The organism is Streptomyces sp. NPDC012474, from assembly GCF_042955185.1.
Classification (GTDB): Bacteria; Actinomycetota; Actinomycetes; order Streptomycetales; family Streptomycetaceae; genus Streptomyces; species Streptomyces cahuitamycinicus.
Window position 1 is genome coordinate 342,980 of record NZ_JBIBEP010000004.1, and the last position, 16,339, is coordinate 359,318.

A 16,339-nucleotide genomic window follows, 5' to 3' on the forward strand; every position below is an offset into this window, starting at 1 on the left:
TGAAGGACGCCAACACCGCGAGCCCACGCACCAAGGTGCTCGTCGTCGGCATGGACGGCCTGCGCCACGACCGGCTGACCCGCTCCCCCTCCACCGCACCCGTGCTGCACCGGCTGATGGCCACCGGTGCCCACGGTACGAGCCTGCTGCCCTACGGCCGAGCCGACGACGGGCCCTCGGCCGGCCTGGCCTACACCGACTCCGGGCCCGGATGGTCGAGCATCCTCACCGGGGTGTGGCCCGACCGCCACGGGGTCACCGGCAACGATTTCAAAGGTGCCGACTACGCCCGCTACCCCGACTTCCTGACCCGGGCCGCCACCGCCCGGCCCGGTCTGCGCACGGCGGCGGCCGTGTCCTGGCCGGCCCTGGTGCGTCGCGGCACACTCGGCAGGGTCATCGGCCGGCGTGTGCGTCACAACGGCGAATCCAGGGGCTACGAAACCGCGGACCGCCGCGTCGCCCGCACGGTCCTGCGCTGGCTCACCGAGGACGACCCGGACGCCCTGTTCGTGTACTTCGGCGCCACCGACGAGGCCGGCCACGCCACGGGCCCCCTGTCCCCCGCCTACGACCGGGCCCTCCTCGACCAGGACGCCCACCTCGGGCGGCTCCTGGAGGCGATCGACGTCCGGCGCTCGGCTCCGGGGCGTGCCGAGGAGCGCTGGACCGTGCTGGTCACCACCGACCACGGGCACCTCGACTCCGGTGGCCACGGCGGCGACTCGCGTGCCGAACGTGAGGTCTTCGTCATCCTCGCCGAACCCGGGGGGCCCGCCGGCATCCGGCTCGACACGCCCCGCCTCATCGACATCGCCCCCACCGTTCTGGACCGTCTCGGCATCCCCCTCGAACCCGCCTGGGGCCTGCAGGGCCGTGTCCTGCCCGGTCCCGCCGCACCCACTTCGGAATGGTCATGACCGACGCACACCTCGACCCCCTGATCGCCCTGCGCCCCTGGCAGGCGCCTGAGGTGACCTCCTGGGGCCGGCTGCCGATGAACGCGGTCGACCGGCGCCGCGGAGCCCTCCCGCTCGACGGCGACTGGCGCTTCCAGCTGCTGCCCTCGCCGGACGCCCCGCCCCGGGAGGTCTGGTCGTCGTCGTACGTCCCAGGCGTGTGGACCCTGCAGGGCACGGACGATCCACCGCGGTACCTCAACGTCCGTATGCCGTTCGCCGAGTTCCCGCCGGACGTGCCCGCCGCCAACCCGACCGGCGTCTACGAACGGGTGGTGGAGGTGCCCGCCGAGTGGGCCGGGCGGCGGATCGTGCTCCACGTAGGGGCTGCCGAGAGCGTGCTGCTGGTGCACGTGGACGGGCGGCCCGCCGGGATCTCCAAGGACTCGCACCTGGCGGCCGAGTTCGACCTCACGCCGATGGTGCGCCCCGGGGAGCGGGCCACCGTGCGCCTGACCGTGGTGAAGTGGTCGGACGCCTCCCACATCGAGGACCAGGACCAGTGGTGGCACGGCGGGATCACCCGCTCGGTGCTGCTGTACGCCACCGACCCGCTGCACCTCGCGGACGTCACCGTGCGGGCCCGGCGTGACGGCGACCTGCTGGTGGAGTGCCGGGTGCGGGACGCCGACGGGGCACTGCCCGAGGGCTGGTACGTCAGCGGGGAGCTGGACGGGCAGCCGCTCAACCAGGACGCGGAGTTCGACCGGGCCAACGCCGAGGACGAACGCGTCTCCGGCTTCCTCGGCGAGGCCCGGCTGCGTGCCACCGTGCCGGAGGTGCGCACCTGGAACGCCGAGACGCCCGAGCTGTACGGCCTGACCGTCCGCCTCCACCGGGCCGACGGCACGGTCGCCGACACCTCCCGGCACCGGATCGGCTTCCGTGACGTCGAGATCACCGGCCGGGACCTGCTGGTCAACGGCGAGCGCGTGTTCATCCGGGGCGTCAACCGGCACGACTTCCATCCGCTGACCGGGCGGACGGTGTCGTACGACGACATGCGCGCGGACCTCCTGCTGTTGAAGCGTTTCGGCTTCAACGCGATCCGCACCGCGCACTACCCGAACGACCCGTCCTTGTACGACCTGGCCGACGAGCTCGGCTTCTACGTCGTCGACGAGGCCGACATCGAGTCCCACGACCACGCGCACGAGATCGCCGACGACCCCCGCTACCTGGGCGCCTTCGTGGACCGGGTCGCGCGCATGGTGCTGCGGGACAAGAACCACCCGTCCGTCATCGTCTGGTCGCTGGGCAACGAGTCGGACTACGGCGCGAACCACGACGCGGCGGCGGGCTGGGTGCGCCGGCACGACCCGACCCGGCCGGTGCAGTACGAGGGCGCGGCCAAGCGCGGCTGGGCGGATCCGGACGTGGCCTCCGACATCGCCTGCCCCATGTACGCGCCGCTGGAGGAGTGCCTGGCGCACGCCCTGTCCGGCACCCAGACCAAGCCGCTCATCCAGTGCGAGTACTCGCACGCCATGGGCAACAGCAACGGCACGCTGGCGGACCACTGGGCGGCCATCGAGGCCACCCCGGGTCTTCAGGGCGGATTCATCTGGGAGTTCCGGGACCACGGCATCCTCCAGCGTGTGAACGACGGCAGACCGGCCGGGCGTGGGGGCGCCGGGCTCCATGACAACGGTGTCGCCGCGCCCGGGCACCGCTGGGCCTACGGCGGCGACTTCGGGGAGACGGACCACGACGGCGCCTTCGTCGCCGACGGTGTCGTCTTCCCCGACCGGGCCCCCAAGCCCGTGCTGTTCGAGCACCGGGAGATCGCCGCGCCGGTGCGCATCGACGGCTTCCGGCACGAGGGCGTCGTGCTGGGCAACCACCAGCAATTCCGGGGCCTGGACTGGCTGTCCGGGGCGTGGGAGCTGTCCCTCGCCGACGGCACCACACTGACGGCTCCGGCCGGGCTGCCCGATCTCGGGCCGGGTGAGGCGGCCGCGGTGCCGCTGCCGTTCGAGCTGCCCGCGGAGGGCGGCGAGGCGTGGCTGACGCTGCGGGTCACGACGGCCGGGGACGAGCCGTGGGCGCCGCGCGGCACCGTCGTGTGCCTGCCTCAGGTGCGGCTGCGGGCGGCGCTCCCGCCGGTGCACACCCGGGCCCCGGGCGGTCCGGTCGAGGTCGACGGGGAGGGGCTGCTCGTCCATCCGCTGCTGACGGCCGCGCCCGTGCTGTCGCTGTGGCGGGCGCCGACCGACAACGACGAGCTGGGTGGCATGGCGGCCCGCTGGCGGGACTGGGGACTGGAGGAGCCCGTCCGCCAGGTCGTCTCCGTGCGGCGTGACCCGGGCCGGGTGGCCGTGGTGTCCCACTATGTCTGCGCGGGCGGGACCGTCCGGCACGAGCAGGTGCTGACGGCCGTGGAGGGCGGTCTGCTCGTCGCGGAGAGCGCCGAGCTGCCCGAGTCGCTGCACGACGTGGCCCGGGTGGGAACCGTGTTCGAGACGGTCCCCGGGCTGAACCTGCTGGAGTGGTTCGGGCAGGGCCCCTGGGAGTCGTACCCGGACCGGGCCGCCGGCGCGCCCGTCGGCCACCACTGCCTCCCGGTGGACGAGCTGTTCACGCCCTATCTGCGGCCGCAGGAGAGCGGAGGGCGGCACGGGGTGCGGCGGTTCACGCTGTCCGCACCGGACGCCACCGGGCTCGCGGTGCGCCTGGACCGGCCCCGCCAGGTCTCGGTGACCCGGCACCGCGCGGCCGGGCTCGCCGCCGTCGCGCATCACGACGAACTGGTGCCGCGGGCCGGGTGCGTGGTGCACATCGACGCGGCGCACCGCGGGCTCGGCACGGCGTCGTGCGGGCCCGACACCTTCGCTTCCTACCTCGTCGCGGCGGGCGTCCATCGCTGGAGCTGGTCGCTGCGCGTTCTCTGAGTTCTCCCCTCTCGATCCCCCGTCTCAGTCACCTCATGGAGGACCCGTGTGCACTTCGCATGACCACGGCCCGGGCGAGGCGCCCCAGGCCGGTGCCGGAAGACGCGGCTTCCTCCGCGCCACCGCCCTGCTCGGCGTGACCGCCGCTGCCGTGAGCGCGCTGCCGGCCGTCACCGCCGAGGCGGCGGCCTCGACATGGCGCCCCGATCCCGGCAGCCGCCGCTTCACACTCGCGGTGATGCCCGACACGCAGTACCTCTTCGACGGCCCCAGCATCGACAAGGCGCCGGTCGAAGCCTCGCTGCGGTATCTGCTGGAGCACGGCCGGGAGGAGAACATCGTCTTCCTGTCCCACCTCGGCGACCTCACGCAGAACGGCGTGAAGGAGGAGTTCGCCGCGATCGGCGAGGCGTTCCGGCTGCTGGACCGGCGGGGCGTCGGCTACAGCGTCCTGGCCGGCAACCACGACGTGAAGTCGTCGACGACCGACCAGCGCGGCGCGACACCGTACCTGGACGCCTTCGGGCCGCAGCGGTTCGCGGGGCAGCCCACATTCGGCGGGGCCTCGGCCGACGGGTACAACTCCTTCCACCTGTTCACCGCGGGCGGCCGGGAATGGCTGGTCCTGGCGCTGGACTGGCGGCTGTCACCGCAGGGCTACACCTGGGCGAAGGACGTCCTGGCGAAGCATCCGAAGACACCAGTGATCCTCACGACGCACGAACTGGTCGTGGAGGACGACACCTTGTCGGACTACGGGCAGCAGCTGTGGGACCGGCTGATCGAGGACCACGACCAGATCTTCCTGGCGCTCGGCGGGCACTACTGGCCCGCCGGCCGCGTGACACGGAAGAACGCGGCCGGACACGACGTCCATCTGCATCTGACGAACTACCAGAACCGCTACTTCGGCGGCGCGGCCATGATCCGTCTGTACCGGTTCGACCTGGACCGCGGGGTCATCGACGTGGAGACGCTCTCGCCGTGGATCCTCGGCCGGGCCGCGAAGGGGCTCAACGAGCTGGAGCGGCAGGAGATGGAACTGAGCGGCGACGCCGACCGGTTCTCCGTCGGGATCGACTTCGAGCGGCGCTTCGCCGGATTCGCGCCCGTGCCCGCCCGTGCGGCCCGGCCCGCCTCGAAGCTGCTCGTCCCGGGCACGATGGCGTACTGGCGCTTCGACAAGCCCGTGGACGGCACGGCCGGCACGGTCCGCGACCTGTCCGGGCGGGGCAACGACCTCGCCCTCGTCGCGATCGGCGGCGGCGCGCTGGGCTGGTCCGCCGATCACCACCCCGACCAGCCGGGCCACGGCAGCCTGGAGTTCCAGGGCTTCAAGTCCCCGCTGAAGGGCGCCTACCTGCGCACGGTCGACGGCGCCCCGGTCAACTCGGCCACGTTCGAGGACGGTTACACCATCGAGGCGTTCTACCGGCTGCCCGCTGACTGGGACCCCGCCCGCCACGCGTGGTCGGGCCTGGTCTCCCGCACGGGCACGGGAGGCGCCGCCGGGAAGACCGCCGACGACCCCGACGAGCCGCTGGCCACGCTGTCCCTGTCCAACGACCGCGAACCGCAGTGGGCGATGCGCCCGCTCAACCAGCAGGGCATCGCCACCAACTGGGGCCAGGAGACCCCGCTGGAGACCTGGTGGCACCTCGCGGTCGTCAACGACGGCAGGCGCACCACGCTGTACGTCGAGGGGTGCCCGGTGCTCCGCAACCCGAAGGCGACCTCCGTCGGCATCACCTCCGTCGGCCTGCCGTGGCTGCTCGGCGGCTACGAGTACGGCGGCAAGATCGACCAGATCTTCCACGGCCGGCTCGGCGACGTCCGGATCGTCGCCCGGGCGCTGCCCGTCACCTCCTTCATGAACCACTGACCTCACCGACTCGCGAGGATCCTTCATGACCGAGCAGCAGCTGCCCGCCTGGGCCGACCCGTCCGTCTCCCCCGCCGCGCTCGATCCGCAGGGCGTCTCCCGCCGCGGGCTCCTGCGCCGCGCGGGCCTGTTCGGCGCCGCGTTCGCCCTCGGCCCGGCGAGCCCGGCCCTGGCCGCCGGCGGCGACGACAGACGGCTGGGCGGCGAGGACCCCCGCCTCGCCTACCTCGTCGGCGACCACCACGTCCACTCCGTCTACAGCCACGACGCCAAGTACACGTTCTCCCAGCTGGCCGCCGCGGGCGCGAAGTACGGCCTGGACTGGATGGTCTTCACCGAGCACTCCAACTTCGGGCACGCCGACTTCGGCGCCGCCCTGGAGCACGAGGAGATCCTTCAGGCGCGTGCCGAGAACCCGCGTCAGCTGATCTTCCAGGGCCTGGAGTGGTACATCCCGGCCGCCGAGCACTGCACGGTGTTCGCCGCGCCCGGTCCGCACGAGGTCGACGTGCTGACCCGCTTCGAGAGCGCCTACGACGGCAAGCTCCTCGGCTACGACAGGGGCGGCCCCGCCGACGCGGACACCGCCCGTAACGAGGCGCACGCCGTCAAGGCGATCAAATGGCTGGCCGAGCAGCGCCGTTCGGGCTACGTCGACGACGTACTGGTCCTCGCCAACCACCCCATGCGTCTGGGCATCGACTCCCCGCACGAGCTGCGCGACTGGCGGGACGCTGCGCCCGAGATCATGATCGGCATGGAGGGCGCGCCCGGTGCCCAGGGAGCGGCCATCCCCGGCTGGCGCGGGTCCGACTCGATCCGCGGCGAGTACGAGAACAAGCCGTCCGCGCAGTCCTGGCCCGGCTACCCGGCGGACGCCTACCTGACCTACGGCGGCTTCGACTGGGCGACCGCGACCGTGGGCGGACTGTGGGACTCGATGCTGGCCGAGGGCCGGCTGTTCTCGGTCACCACCAACTCCGACGCCCACCGCATCGTCTTCGACACCTGGAAGAACGGCGACTGGCAGCCCGGCCAGACCTTCGACGGCACCGGCAGGCTGCCCGACCCGGTGAACACGGACACCCCGCAGCCGGGCAGCGATTTCTGGCCCGGCCAGTTCAGCCGTACGCACGTGGGCGTGACCCGCTACGGCTACCGCGCGCTCATGGCGGGTTTGCGGGCGGGCCGGGTCTGGCTCGACCACGGGCATCTGGTCGACGGGCTCGACGTCCGGCTGAAGCGGGACCGCGACCGGGGCCGGGGCGTAACGCTCGGCGGCCGGCTGCGGGTCCGCAAGGGCGAGAAGCTCACCCTGGACGTCACCGTGACGACCGCCTCGCGGCCCAACCCGCAGGGCGTCCTGCCCGAGTTGGCGCACGTGGACGTCATCCGCGGCGCGGTGCGCGGCCCGGTCGCCGACCGCGACACCTGGAAGGCCCCCGACACCCGCGTCGTCCGCTCGCAGGACGTCTCCGGCCGCACGGGGACCTTCACGCTCCGCATCCCGCTGACCGCGGGCGAGGAGTCCTTCTACGTCCGGCTGCGCGGCAGCGACGGCAACCGCAACGGCCCCGGCTGCCTCGGCGCCTCGGTCGATCCGCACGGGCCGGTCCCGCACGCGCCCGGGAACGGTGACCCGTGGGCGGACACGTGGTTCTACTCGAACCCCGTGTTCGTCGACGTCGAGGGGGCCTGATCCCCGGGTACCAGCAGGTCACGGACTGATCGGGCGGAGGTACGGTGGGCCGCGTGACCGGTGAAGAGTCGCTGCGGCCCCAGTCCCTCATGCTGACGTTCCTGGGCGACCAGGTGCTCGGGCGCGACGTGTGCGTGTACTCGGGCAGCGTCATCGAGGTGTTCGCCCGCGCCGGGATCGGCGAGCAGGCGACCCGTTCGACGCTGACCCGGATGGTCAACCGTGACCTGCTGCGCCGCCAGCGCGAGGGCCGCCGGATGTACTTCGGGCTGACCGAGCGTTCGGAGGCCGTGCTACGCGACGGCGAGCGGCGCATCTGGCAGACCGGCGCCGTCAACCGGCACTGGGACGGCACCTGGACTCTGCTCGGCTTCTCCCTGCCCGAGTCCTGGCAGCGCCAGCGCCACGACCTGCGCTCCCAGCTGACCTGGAGCGGCTTCGGCCCGCTGTTCAACGGCTTGTGGATCGCGCCGGGCGAGGTCGACGTGTCGGCGCTGGTGGCCGAGCTCGGCCTGTCCGCCCACGTGAAGGTCTTCCGCGCGCACGCCGACGCCGGGATGGACATCGGCCAGATGATCGACGAGACCTGGGAGCTGTCTGACCTGGCCGGGCGCTACGAGGCGTTCGTACGGCGCTGGCAGCCCTGGGAGGACGAGCTGCCGCATCCCGACGACGGGCTCGTGCTGCGGCTGCGGCTCCAGACCGAGTGGCTGCGGATCGTCCGGCGCGATCCGCGCCTGCCCGTCAAGCACCTGCCGGACGACTGGCCGGCGGAACAAGCCGAGAAGACGTTCCGGGCGGTGCACGACCGGCTCTCACCGCTCGCGCGTGACGCCTCGGAACGCCGGCTCGACCTGGTGCCCGCGCGGCCTCAGGCGTAGAACCGCGACAGGCTCTGCAGCACCGCGGCCGGCTTGGTGGCACCCTCGATCTCGATGGCACCCTCGACGGTGATCTGCGCGCCGCCCGGCACCTCCTCGACCTCGGTGAGCTTCGCCGTCAGGCGGATGCGGGAACCGACCTTGACCGGCGAGGGGAAACGCACCTTGTTGAGACCGTAGTTGACCTTCGTCGTCACGCCCTGGACGTCCAGCAGCTCGGTGAACAGGGGGATGAAGAGGGAGAGGGTGAGGTAACCGTGCGCGATGGGGGCGCCGAAGGGGCCGTCCTTGGCGCGCTCGGGGTCCACGTGGATCCACTGGTGGTCGCCCGTGGCGTCGGCGAAGGTGTTGATGCGCTCCTGCGTCACCTCGATCCACTCGCTGGTGCCGAGATCGCTGCCGGCGAGCTTCTTGAGTTCGTCGAGGCCGTTGACGGTGAGGCTCATGTGGATCCTTCCTGGGTGCCGTAGCGCGTACGGACACGGGACTTGAGGAGTTTTCCGGAGGCGGTGCGCGGGAGTTCGTCCGCGACGACCACCGACTTCGGGATCTTGTACTTGGCAAGGCGGCCGGCGAGCGACGCGAGCACCTCGTCCGGGTCGATTGCGGTGCCCTCGCGGGGCACGACGACCGCGCGGGGCACCTCGCCCCACTTGTCGTCCGGCACCCCGATCACCGCGCACTCGACGATGTCCGGGTGGGCGAGGAGCTGGTCCTCGATCTCGGCGGGGTAGATGTTCTCGCCGCCGGAGATGATCATGTCCTTGAGGCGGTCGACGATGTGGACGTAGCCGTCCTCGTCGATCTGGGCGGCGTCGCCGCTGCGGAACCAGCCGTCCGCGAACGACGCGGCCGTCTCCTCGGGCAGCCCCCAGTAGCCGGGCATGACGTGCGGCCCGCGCACCACGACCTCGCCCACCTCGCCGATGTCGACCGGCGCGAGGTCGGGCCGTACGACGCGTACATCGCTGAAGAAGTGCGGCACGCCCGCCGACCCGGCCTTGCTGACGGCGTGCTCGGCGTCCAGGAACAGCGTGCCGGGGGCGGCCTCGGTCATGCCGTAGCCCTGGAGGAAGGTCAGGCCGCGCCGCTGGTACGCCGCGATCAGCGGGGTCGGGACCGGGGAGCCGCCGCAGGTCAGGATGCGCAGCGACGACAGGTCGGCGTCCGGCCAGCGCGGGTGCCGGGCCACCTGGTCGAACATGGTGGGCACGCCGAACATGAAGGTGATCCGGTGGCGTTCGATGAGCTCGAAGGTGGCGTCCGGGTCGAAGGCGTCGACCAGGACGCAGGTGCCGCCCTTCAGCAGCACCGGCAGCGTCAGCATGTTCAGGCCCGCGGTGTGGAACAGCGGGGCGGAGACCAGGGCGCGTTCGTCGGCGATCAGGTCGTGGTCGACGAGGACGTTGACCGCGTTCCAGGTGAGGTTGCCGTGGGTGAGCATGGCGCCCTTGGGGCGGCCCGTCGTCCCCGAGGTGTACATGATGATGCAGGTGTCGTCCGGGGTGACCGGTGTGTCGATGGGCTCCCGCGAGGCCGAGGCCAGCGCCTCCTCGTACTCGGCGCCCACCTCGACATACGTACGGACGTCCGTGCTGCCCGGCAGGCCCGCGACCAGACCGGTGTGCGAGGGGCCGTAGACGAGGGCCTTGGCTCCGGAGTCGGCAAGCTGGTAGGCGATCTCGGGACCGGCCAGTCGGATGTTGAGGGGGACGAATACCGCGCCGAGGGTGCCGGCCGCGAACATGGTCTCCAGATAGGCGGGGTGGTTCGGGCCGAGGTAGGCGACGCGGTCGCCGCGGCGGACGCCCCGGTCGCGCAGCGCGTGCGCGAGCCGGGTGGTGCGGTCGTACAGGCCGGCGTAGCTGCGGGTGGTGTCGCCGTGGATCAGGGCGGTGCGGTGCGGGGTCTTGCGGGCCCGGCGTGCGGGCCATGACCCCAGTCCCTCGTTGCGCATGTCACGCCCCTTACGGTTTCGTCAGCCCGAGCAGGCGGGCCGCGTTCCCCTTGAGGATCTTCGGCCGGACCTCGTCCTTGATCGTCAGCTTGCCGAAGTCGGCGAGCCAGCGGTCGGGGGTGAGGACGGGGAAGTCGGAGCCGAAGAGGACCTTGTCCTTGAGCAGGGTGTTCGCGTACTGCACGAGCTGCGGCGGGAAGTACTTCGGCGACCAGCCGGACAGGTCGATGTGCACGCCCGGCTTGTGCGTGGCGACGGCCAGGGCCTCGTCCTGCCACGGGAAGGACGGGTGGGCGAGGATGATCTTCAGGTGCGGGAAGTCGGCCGCCACGTCGTCGACGTGGAGCGGGTTGGAGTACTTCAGCCTGATCCCGCCCCCGCCGGGGACGCCGGCGCCGATGCCCGTCTGGCCGGTGTGGAACAGGGCGATCGTGCCGGTCTCCTCGATCACCTCGTACAGGTCGTAGGCCACCGAGCGGTCGTTGGGGAAGAAGCCCTGGATGCTGGGGTGGAACTTGAAGCCCTTCACCCCGTACTCCTCGACCAGCCGCCGGGCCTGCTTCACCCCCGCCTTCCCGCGGAAGGGGTCGATGGAGGCGAAGGGGATGAGGACGTCGGCGTTGGCGGCGGCCGCCTCGGCGACCTCCTCGTTCGGTACCGGCGGGGTGCCGGTGGCGGATTCGGCGTCCACCGTGAAGATCACGGCGGCCATGTTCCGCTCGCGGTAGTAGGCGGCCGTCTCCTCCAGGGTCGGCTTCCGCTTGCCCTCGACCTTGAAGTAGGCGGAGGAGGCGTCGTGCAGGTCGTCGTCCAGGGAGGAGTGGCCCTTGGAGGAGACCTCGGCGTGGGTGTGGACGTCGATCGCGACCAGTGACTCCAGGTCCATCACGGGGTCCATCACGCCTCCGGGAACTTCGGCGCCGGGATGCCGACCGACTGGAGCTCGGCACCGACCGAGGTGGGCCAGGCGTCGGCGAGGGTGGCGGGGGTCCAGCCGCCGTCGGCGTAGGCCGCCCTGATCTCCTGCGGATGCGACCAGAGTGCCACCTTGTCGCCGCCGATGCCGACGCACTGGCCGGTGACGCCCCGGGCGGCCTCGGAGGCGAGGAACGGCACCAGGGCCGCGCAGTCCTCGGGGGTGCCGAAGCCCTCGCCCTTGCGCAGGAAGTCCGGCAGTGGCTCACCGCTCTTCATGGCCTCGACGTACGGGGCGAAGGCCGGGATGGTCTCGGTCATCGCGGTGGCGGCGACCGGCACGATGGCGTTGACCGTGATGCCCGCGCGGCCCAGTTCCATCGACCAGGTGCGGGCCATCGCCGCGATGCCGGCCTTGGCGGCGGCGTAGTTCGTCTGGCCGAAGTTGCCGCGCTGGCCGGCCGGGGAGCCGACCAGGATCAGCGAGCCGCCCTCGCCCTGCTCGCGCATCTTGACGGCGGCGGCGCGGGCGCAGGTGAAGGTGCCCTTGAGGTGGGTGGTGAGCACCGCGTCGAAGTCCTCGTCGGTCATCTTCCACAGGACCTTGTCGCGCAGGATGCCCGCGTTGGTGACGAGGACGTCCAGCCGGCCGAACTCCTCGACCGCGCGGTTCACCAGCCGCTCGGCGGCCTCCGCGGTGCCGACCGGGACGACCTCGGCGACGGCCCTGCCGCCCGCTTCCACGATGGACTTCACGGCCGCCTCGGCCACCGCCTCGTCGACGTCGTTGACGACCACGGACGCACCGTGGGCGGCCAGGGCGTGGGCATAGGCGAGGCCGAGGCCTCGGCCGCTGCCGGTGACGACGGCGGCCTTGCCGGAGAGATCGATGCTGGGCACGGGTGGGTCCCTTCACGAGCTGATGCGGGTGGTACGGCTGCGAGATCGAAGCTAAGAGCAATAATTGTCGTCGTCAATAGTTGTTGGAGACCTGTGGGTGCGAGATGCTGGAATCACCGGCAAGCAGCACCGAGCACAGGGAGCCCGCCATCACACGCCAGAACGTCACCGCGAAGCCCATGGACGCGCACGAGCCGTGGATGCGCGGACTGCACGCCGACACGGGCTACCTGCTGTACCGGCTGGGCCTGCGCTCGGGGCAGCTCTTCAACGCCTGCCTCCAGGAGTCGGGCCTGCGCCTGCGCCACTACGCCGTGCTGCGCTACCTCGCCACCACGGACGGCACCCCGCAGCGCGAGCTGAGCGCGCGTCTCGGCTACGACCCGAGCGCGATCGTCGGCCTGGTCGACGACCTGGAGAAGCTGGGCTTCGCCGAGCGCCGCCCCTCCCCCGACGACCGCCGCAGCCGGATCGTCGTCCTGACCGAGAGCGGCAGCGACTTCCTCCGCGACACCGACGAGGCCGGCCTGCGGGTGACCGGCGAACTGCTGGGCCCCCTGGACCCGGCCGAGCGGGAGACCCTGCACGCACTGCTGCTGCGCATCGCCGAGGACGGCCTGAACTAATGTTGTGCAAATGATTGACGGCTGCACGATGGGTGCATAACTTCACGGACCAACCGCGCCCCGTCCCCAGGGAGCCCACCGTGCAGCCATCCCCGCCCGCCCCCCAAGTGTCCTCCGATAAACGGCAGTTGCGGCGCGTCGCCGTCTCCGGCCTGCTCGGCACCACCGTCGAGTTCTACGACTTCCTCGTCTACGGCACGGTCGCCGCGCTCGTCTTCGGCGAACTGTTCTTCCCGCGGGCCGACCCGGCGGTCGGCACCATCGCGGCGTTCGGCACCTTCGCCGCGGGCTATCTCGCCCGCCCGATCGGCGGCGTCCTCTTCGGCCACTTCGGCGACCGGCTCGGCCGCAAGTCGATGCTGCTGCTCACCATGGTCCTGATGGGGTCCGGCAGCTTCCTCATCGGCCTGCTGCCGACGTACGACGCCATCGGCGTCTGGGCCCCGGTGCTGCTGGTCGCCCTGCGCGTGGTGCAGGGCATCGCGATCGGCGGCGAGTGGGGCGGCGCGATGCTGATGGTCGTCGAGCACGCCGAACACGCGCGGGGTTCCCGGCGCGGCCTGTGGTCCAGCTTCACCCAGCTCGGCGCCCCGCTCGGTTCCGTGCTGTCGGCCGGTGTGGTCACCCTGGTCGCCACCCTGCCGGACGAGCAGTTCCGCTCCTGGGGATGGCGGGTGCCGTTCCTGCTGAGCATCGTGCTGCTGGGCGTAGGCCTGTTCGTGCGGCTGAAGGTCGCCGAGAGCCCGCTGTTCGCGCGGGCCGAGCGGGAGCCGGTGGCCCGGCCGCCGATCGTGGAGGTGCTGCGCCGCCCGAAGCCGGTGCTGCTGGCCGCCTGCGTCGGCATCGGCGCGTTCACCGCGCAGTCCCTGCTGACGAGCTTCATGATCTCCTACGCCGTCGACGAGGGGTACACCCGCCCGCAGGTGCTGACGGCGGTCACCGTCGCCTCCTGTGTGGCCCTCGTCGTCCTGCCCGCCGCGTCCGCGCTGTCCGACCGGGTCGGCCGCCGGCCCGTCGTGCTAGCCGGTGCCATCGCCTCGGCGGCGCTCGCCTTCCCGGTGCTGGCCCTGGTCGACTCCGGCTCCCCCGGCCTGCTGATCCTCGCCCTCGCGCTCGGCCACGGCGTCGCCCAGTCGACGATGTACGGGCCGCTCGGCGCCCTGCTCACCGAGATGTTCGGCACCCGCGTCCGCTACACCGGCGCCTCCCTCGGCTACCAGGGGGCGACCCTGATCGGCGCCGGGTTCTCCCCGCTGATCGCCGGCAGTCTCCTGGCCTCCTTCGGCGGCGGCAGCACCCCGGTGTCGCTGCTGCTGTGCGCCGGCGCGGCCGTCACCGCGGTCACCGTGTGGCGGATGCGCGAGACGCACACGGACGCCCTGGACAGCCCCGCCGCCGCCCCCGCCCTGGAAGGAACCCCGCGTTGAGGATCCGCCTCGCTTCGCTGACGGCCGCCTGCCTGTCCCTGGCGGCGACCGCCCTGCCCGCGCAGGCCGCCACCGCGGACACCCACCTGGAGGGCCGGCTCCCGTCCGGGGCCGCGTACGTGATGGACGTCCCCGCGTCCTGGAACGGCACGGTCCTGCTCTACAGCCACGGCTACACCCCGGCCGGGGCCCCCAACCCGGCCCAGAACTCGCCCGGTCCGGCCGCCCGCGACAAGCTGCTCGCCGAGGGCTACGCCCTGATCGGCTCCTCGTACGCGACGACCGGCTGGGCCGTCACCGAGGCGGTGCCGGACCAGCTCGCCACGCTGGACCTGTTCACCGGGAAGTTCGGAGCGGCCCGGCGGACCCTGGCCTGGGGCACCTCGTACGGCGGCCTCGTCACCAGCATGCTCGCCGAGCGACACGCCGGCCGGTTCGACGGATCCCTGTCGATGTGCGGGCTGGTGCAGGGCGGAGTCGCCAACTGGAACAGCACCCTGGACCCGGTGTTCGCGCTGCGCACGCTGCTCGCTCCGGACTCCGGTGTCCGGCTCGCGGGGTTCACGGACCAGGCCGAGGCGGTCGCCGCCGGCAAGGCGCTCGCCTCGAAGGTCGACGCGGCCCAGCGCACCCCCGGCGGGCGGGCCCGGATCGCCCTGGCCGCCGCCCTGCACGACATCCCCGGCTACAACGACCCCGCGCAGACCCGGCCGGGCCCCACCGACTTCACGACGGCCCAGGCCAACCAGTACGCCGCCGTCCGGGGCCTGCTCCAGTTGCCCGCGTTCAGCTGGCGGCAGGAGGCCGAGAGCCGGGCGGGCGGCAACCCGTCCTGGAACACGGGCGTCGACTACCGCTCGATGCTCGTACGCTCCCCGCTGTACAAAGAGGTGACGGAGCTCTACAAGGAGGCGGGACTGCCCTTGCGCACCGACCTCTCGGCCCTGGGCCGGGCACCCCGGATCGCCGCCGACCCGTCGGCGGTGCGGTGGATGCGCGGCACCAGCGTGCTCTCCGGCCGCCTCACCGACCCCCAGCTGAACATCCACACGACCGGTGACGCCCTGATCCCGGTGCAGTCGGAGAGCGCCTACCGGCGGGCCGCCGGCAGAGCGGGCTCCGCCGGGCTCCTCCGCCAGGCCTACGTCGACGGCCCCGGACACTGCACCTTCACCCCGGGCGAGACACTGGCCGCCCTGCACACCCTGGAGCACCGCCTGGACACCGGCCGCTGGGACGCCTCGCCGAGCACCCTCAACTCCCGTGCGGAGGCCGAGGACCCGGCGAGCGAGCCCCGCTACGTCCGGTACCGCCCGAGCACCTACCCCCGCCCCTACGACCTGGCCCACCCGGGAGACGCCCGGCCATGACCGGCCCCACCGCGCCCGACCGGCTGCTGTCCGTGCTCGCGGCCTTCGACCACGAGCATCCGGCGCTGTGCCTGACGGACATCAGCCGGCGGGCCGGGCTGAGCCTGACCACCGCGCACCGGCTGGTGGGCGCGCTCACCGAGTGGGGCGCCCTGGAGCGGGACGAGTCCGGCGTCTACCACGTCGGACTGCGGCTGTGGGAGCTCGCCGCGCTGGCCCCCCGCGGCCTCGCCCTGCGGCAGATCGCGCTGCCGTATTTGGAGGACCTGTACGAGGCGACGCACGAGAACGTGCAGCTGGCCGTGCGGGACGGCCGGGACGTCGTCTACATCGAGTGGCTGTCGGGGCGGTCGGCGGTCGGCGTGCACATCCGTGTCGGCGCCCGCTGGCCGCTGCACGCCACCGGCGTCGGACTCGCCCTTCTGGCTCACGGCGACCCGGTGTTCCGGCAGGAGTACTGCGCGGGCGAACTCGCGTCCTTCACCCCGTACACGATCACCGAACCGGAGCGGCTGCGGCGGGCACTGGCCGAAGTACGCAGGTCGGGAGTGGCGGTGAGCGACCGTCAGGTCACCGAGGACGCCCTGTCCGTGGCCGCACCGGTGCGCGGGGCGGACGGCACGGTGACCGCCGCCGTGTCGATCGTGGTGCCCCACGCGGACGCCCAGGTGCCGGTCCTCGGTCCGGCCGTGCGGATGGCGGCGCGCGGCATCTCGCGGGCGCTGGGGTGGCAGCCCTGAGCCTCAGGCAGCGCTGCCTGAGCGCTCAGGCAGCGCTCCCGAGCCGGAGTCACGCCCCAGGCCGCGCGGCGAATCCCACGGCTGCTCGGGGG

At 72.4% G+C, this 16,339-nt stretch carries 13 protein-coding genes; 9 read left to right on the forward strand and 4 right to left on the reverse strand.

The genetic code is table 11. The annotated features are described in order from the left end of the window. Positions 1-50 precede the first annotated feature (50 nt). The 5 genes from ACFY9S_RS12230 to ACFY9S_RS12250 are packed head-to-tail and all read left to right on the forward strand — an operon-like array spanning position 51 to position 8,312. Entirely contained in the window at positions 51-920 is an 870-nt protein-coding gene (locus tag ACFY9S_RS12230; RefSeq protein ID WP_391126619.1) for an alkaline phosphatase family protein, read from the forward strand. Further along, complete coding sequence (locus ACFY9S_RS12235; RefSeq protein WP_391126247.1) at positions 917-3,850, forward strand: glycoside hydrolase family 2 TIM barrel-domain containing protein; 2,934 nt, start codon at positions 917-919, stop codon at positions 3,848-3,850. The genes ACFY9S_RS12230 and ACFY9S_RS12235 overlap by 4 nt, the downstream gene beginning before the upstream one ends. 46 nt (positions 3,851-3,896) lie before the next feature. Then, a complete protein-coding gene (locus tag ACFY9S_RS12240) occupies positions 3,897-5,732 on the forward strand; it encodes a LamG-like jellyroll fold domain-containing protein (RefSeq protein ID WP_391126250.1) in 1,836 nt (611 codons plus the stop codon). Positions 5,733-5,757: 25 nt separating this feature from the next. Continuing rightward, positions 5,758-7,431, forward strand: coding sequence for a PHP domain-containing protein (locus ACFY9S_RS12245; RefSeq protein ID WP_391126253.1), 1,674 nt, complete (start codon positions 5,758-5,760; stop codon positions 7,429-7,431). Positions 7,432-7,484: 53 nt separating this feature from the next. Further along, a complete protein-coding gene (locus ACFY9S_RS12250) occupies positions 7,485-8,312 on the forward strand; it encodes a PaaX family transcriptional regulator C-terminal domain-containing protein (RefSeq protein ID WP_391126256.1) in 828 nt (275 codons plus the stop codon). Here ACFY9S_RS12250 and ACFY9S_RS12255 read toward each other — a convergent pair. Genes ACFY9S_RS12255 through ACFY9S_RS12270 form a run of 4 tightly spaced genes read right to left on the reverse strand, consistent with a single transcriptional unit; the run spans position 8,303 to position 12,084 of the window. Beyond that, positions 8,303-8,758: a MaoC/PaaZ C-terminal domain-containing protein gene (locus ACFY9S_RS12255; protein ID WP_391126259.1), complete on the reverse strand. Its 456-nt coding sequence runs from the start codon at positions 8,756-8,758 to the stop codon at positions 8,303-8,305. The two genes, ACFY9S_RS12250 and ACFY9S_RS12255, sit on opposite strands and share 10 nt — an antisense overlap. Further along, positions 8,755-10,269 carry a long-chain-fatty-acid--CoA ligase gene (locus ACFY9S_RS12260; RefSeq protein ID WP_391126262.1) on the reverse strand — a complete coding sequence of 505 codons (1,515 nt, stop codon included), beginning with the start codon at positions 10,267-10,269 and terminating at the stop codon, positions 8,755-8,757. Before ACFY9S_RS12260 ends, ACFY9S_RS12255 begins: the two co-directional genes overlap by 4 nt. A 10-nt stretch (positions 10,270-10,279) precedes the next feature. Then, positions 10,280-11,155, reverse strand: a complete 876-nt coding sequence (locus tag ACFY9S_RS12265) for an amidohydrolase family protein (protein ID WP_391126622.1) — start codon at positions 11,153-11,155, stop codon at positions 10,280-10,282. A gap of 11 nt (positions 11,156-11,166) precedes the next feature. Continuing rightward, positions 11,167-12,084, reverse strand: a complete 918-nt coding sequence (locus ACFY9S_RS12270; RefSeq protein WP_391126265.1) for an SDR family oxidoreductase — start codon at positions 12,082-12,084, stop codon at positions 11,167-11,169. Between the two features lie 104 nt (positions 12,085-12,188). On the opposite strand from ACFY9S_RS12270, the gene ACFY9S_RS12275 reads away from it, so the two are divergent. From ACFY9S_RS12275 to ACFY9S_RS12290, 4 genes are all read left to right on the forward strand, one after another. Then, positions 12,189-12,710 (forward strand): MarR family transcriptional regulator, encoded by a 522-nt coding sequence (locus ACFY9S_RS12275; RefSeq protein WP_391126268.1) that lies wholly within the window; start codon positions 12,189-12,191, stop codon positions 12,708-12,710. 80 nt (positions 12,711-12,790) lie between these two features. Continuing rightward, positions 12,791-14,137, forward strand: a complete 1,347-nt coding sequence (locus ACFY9S_RS12280; RefSeq protein WP_391126271.1) for an MFS transporter — start codon at positions 12,791-12,793, stop codon at positions 14,135-14,137. Beyond that, positions 14,134-15,507, forward strand: coding sequence for an alpha/beta hydrolase family protein (locus ACFY9S_RS12285; protein WP_391126274.1), 1,374 nt, complete (start codon positions 14,134-14,136; stop codon positions 15,505-15,507). The genes ACFY9S_RS12280 and ACFY9S_RS12285 overlap by 4 nt, the downstream gene beginning before the upstream one ends. After that, positions 15,504-16,247 carry an IclR family transcriptional regulator C-terminal domain-containing protein gene (locus tag ACFY9S_RS12290; RefSeq protein ID WP_391126277.1) on the forward strand — a complete coding sequence of 248 codons (744 nt, stop codon included), beginning with the start codon at positions 15,504-15,506 and terminating at the stop codon, positions 16,245-16,247. Before ACFY9S_RS12285 ends, ACFY9S_RS12290 begins: the two co-directional genes overlap by 4 nt. Positions 16,248-16,339: the final 92 nt, after the last annotated feature.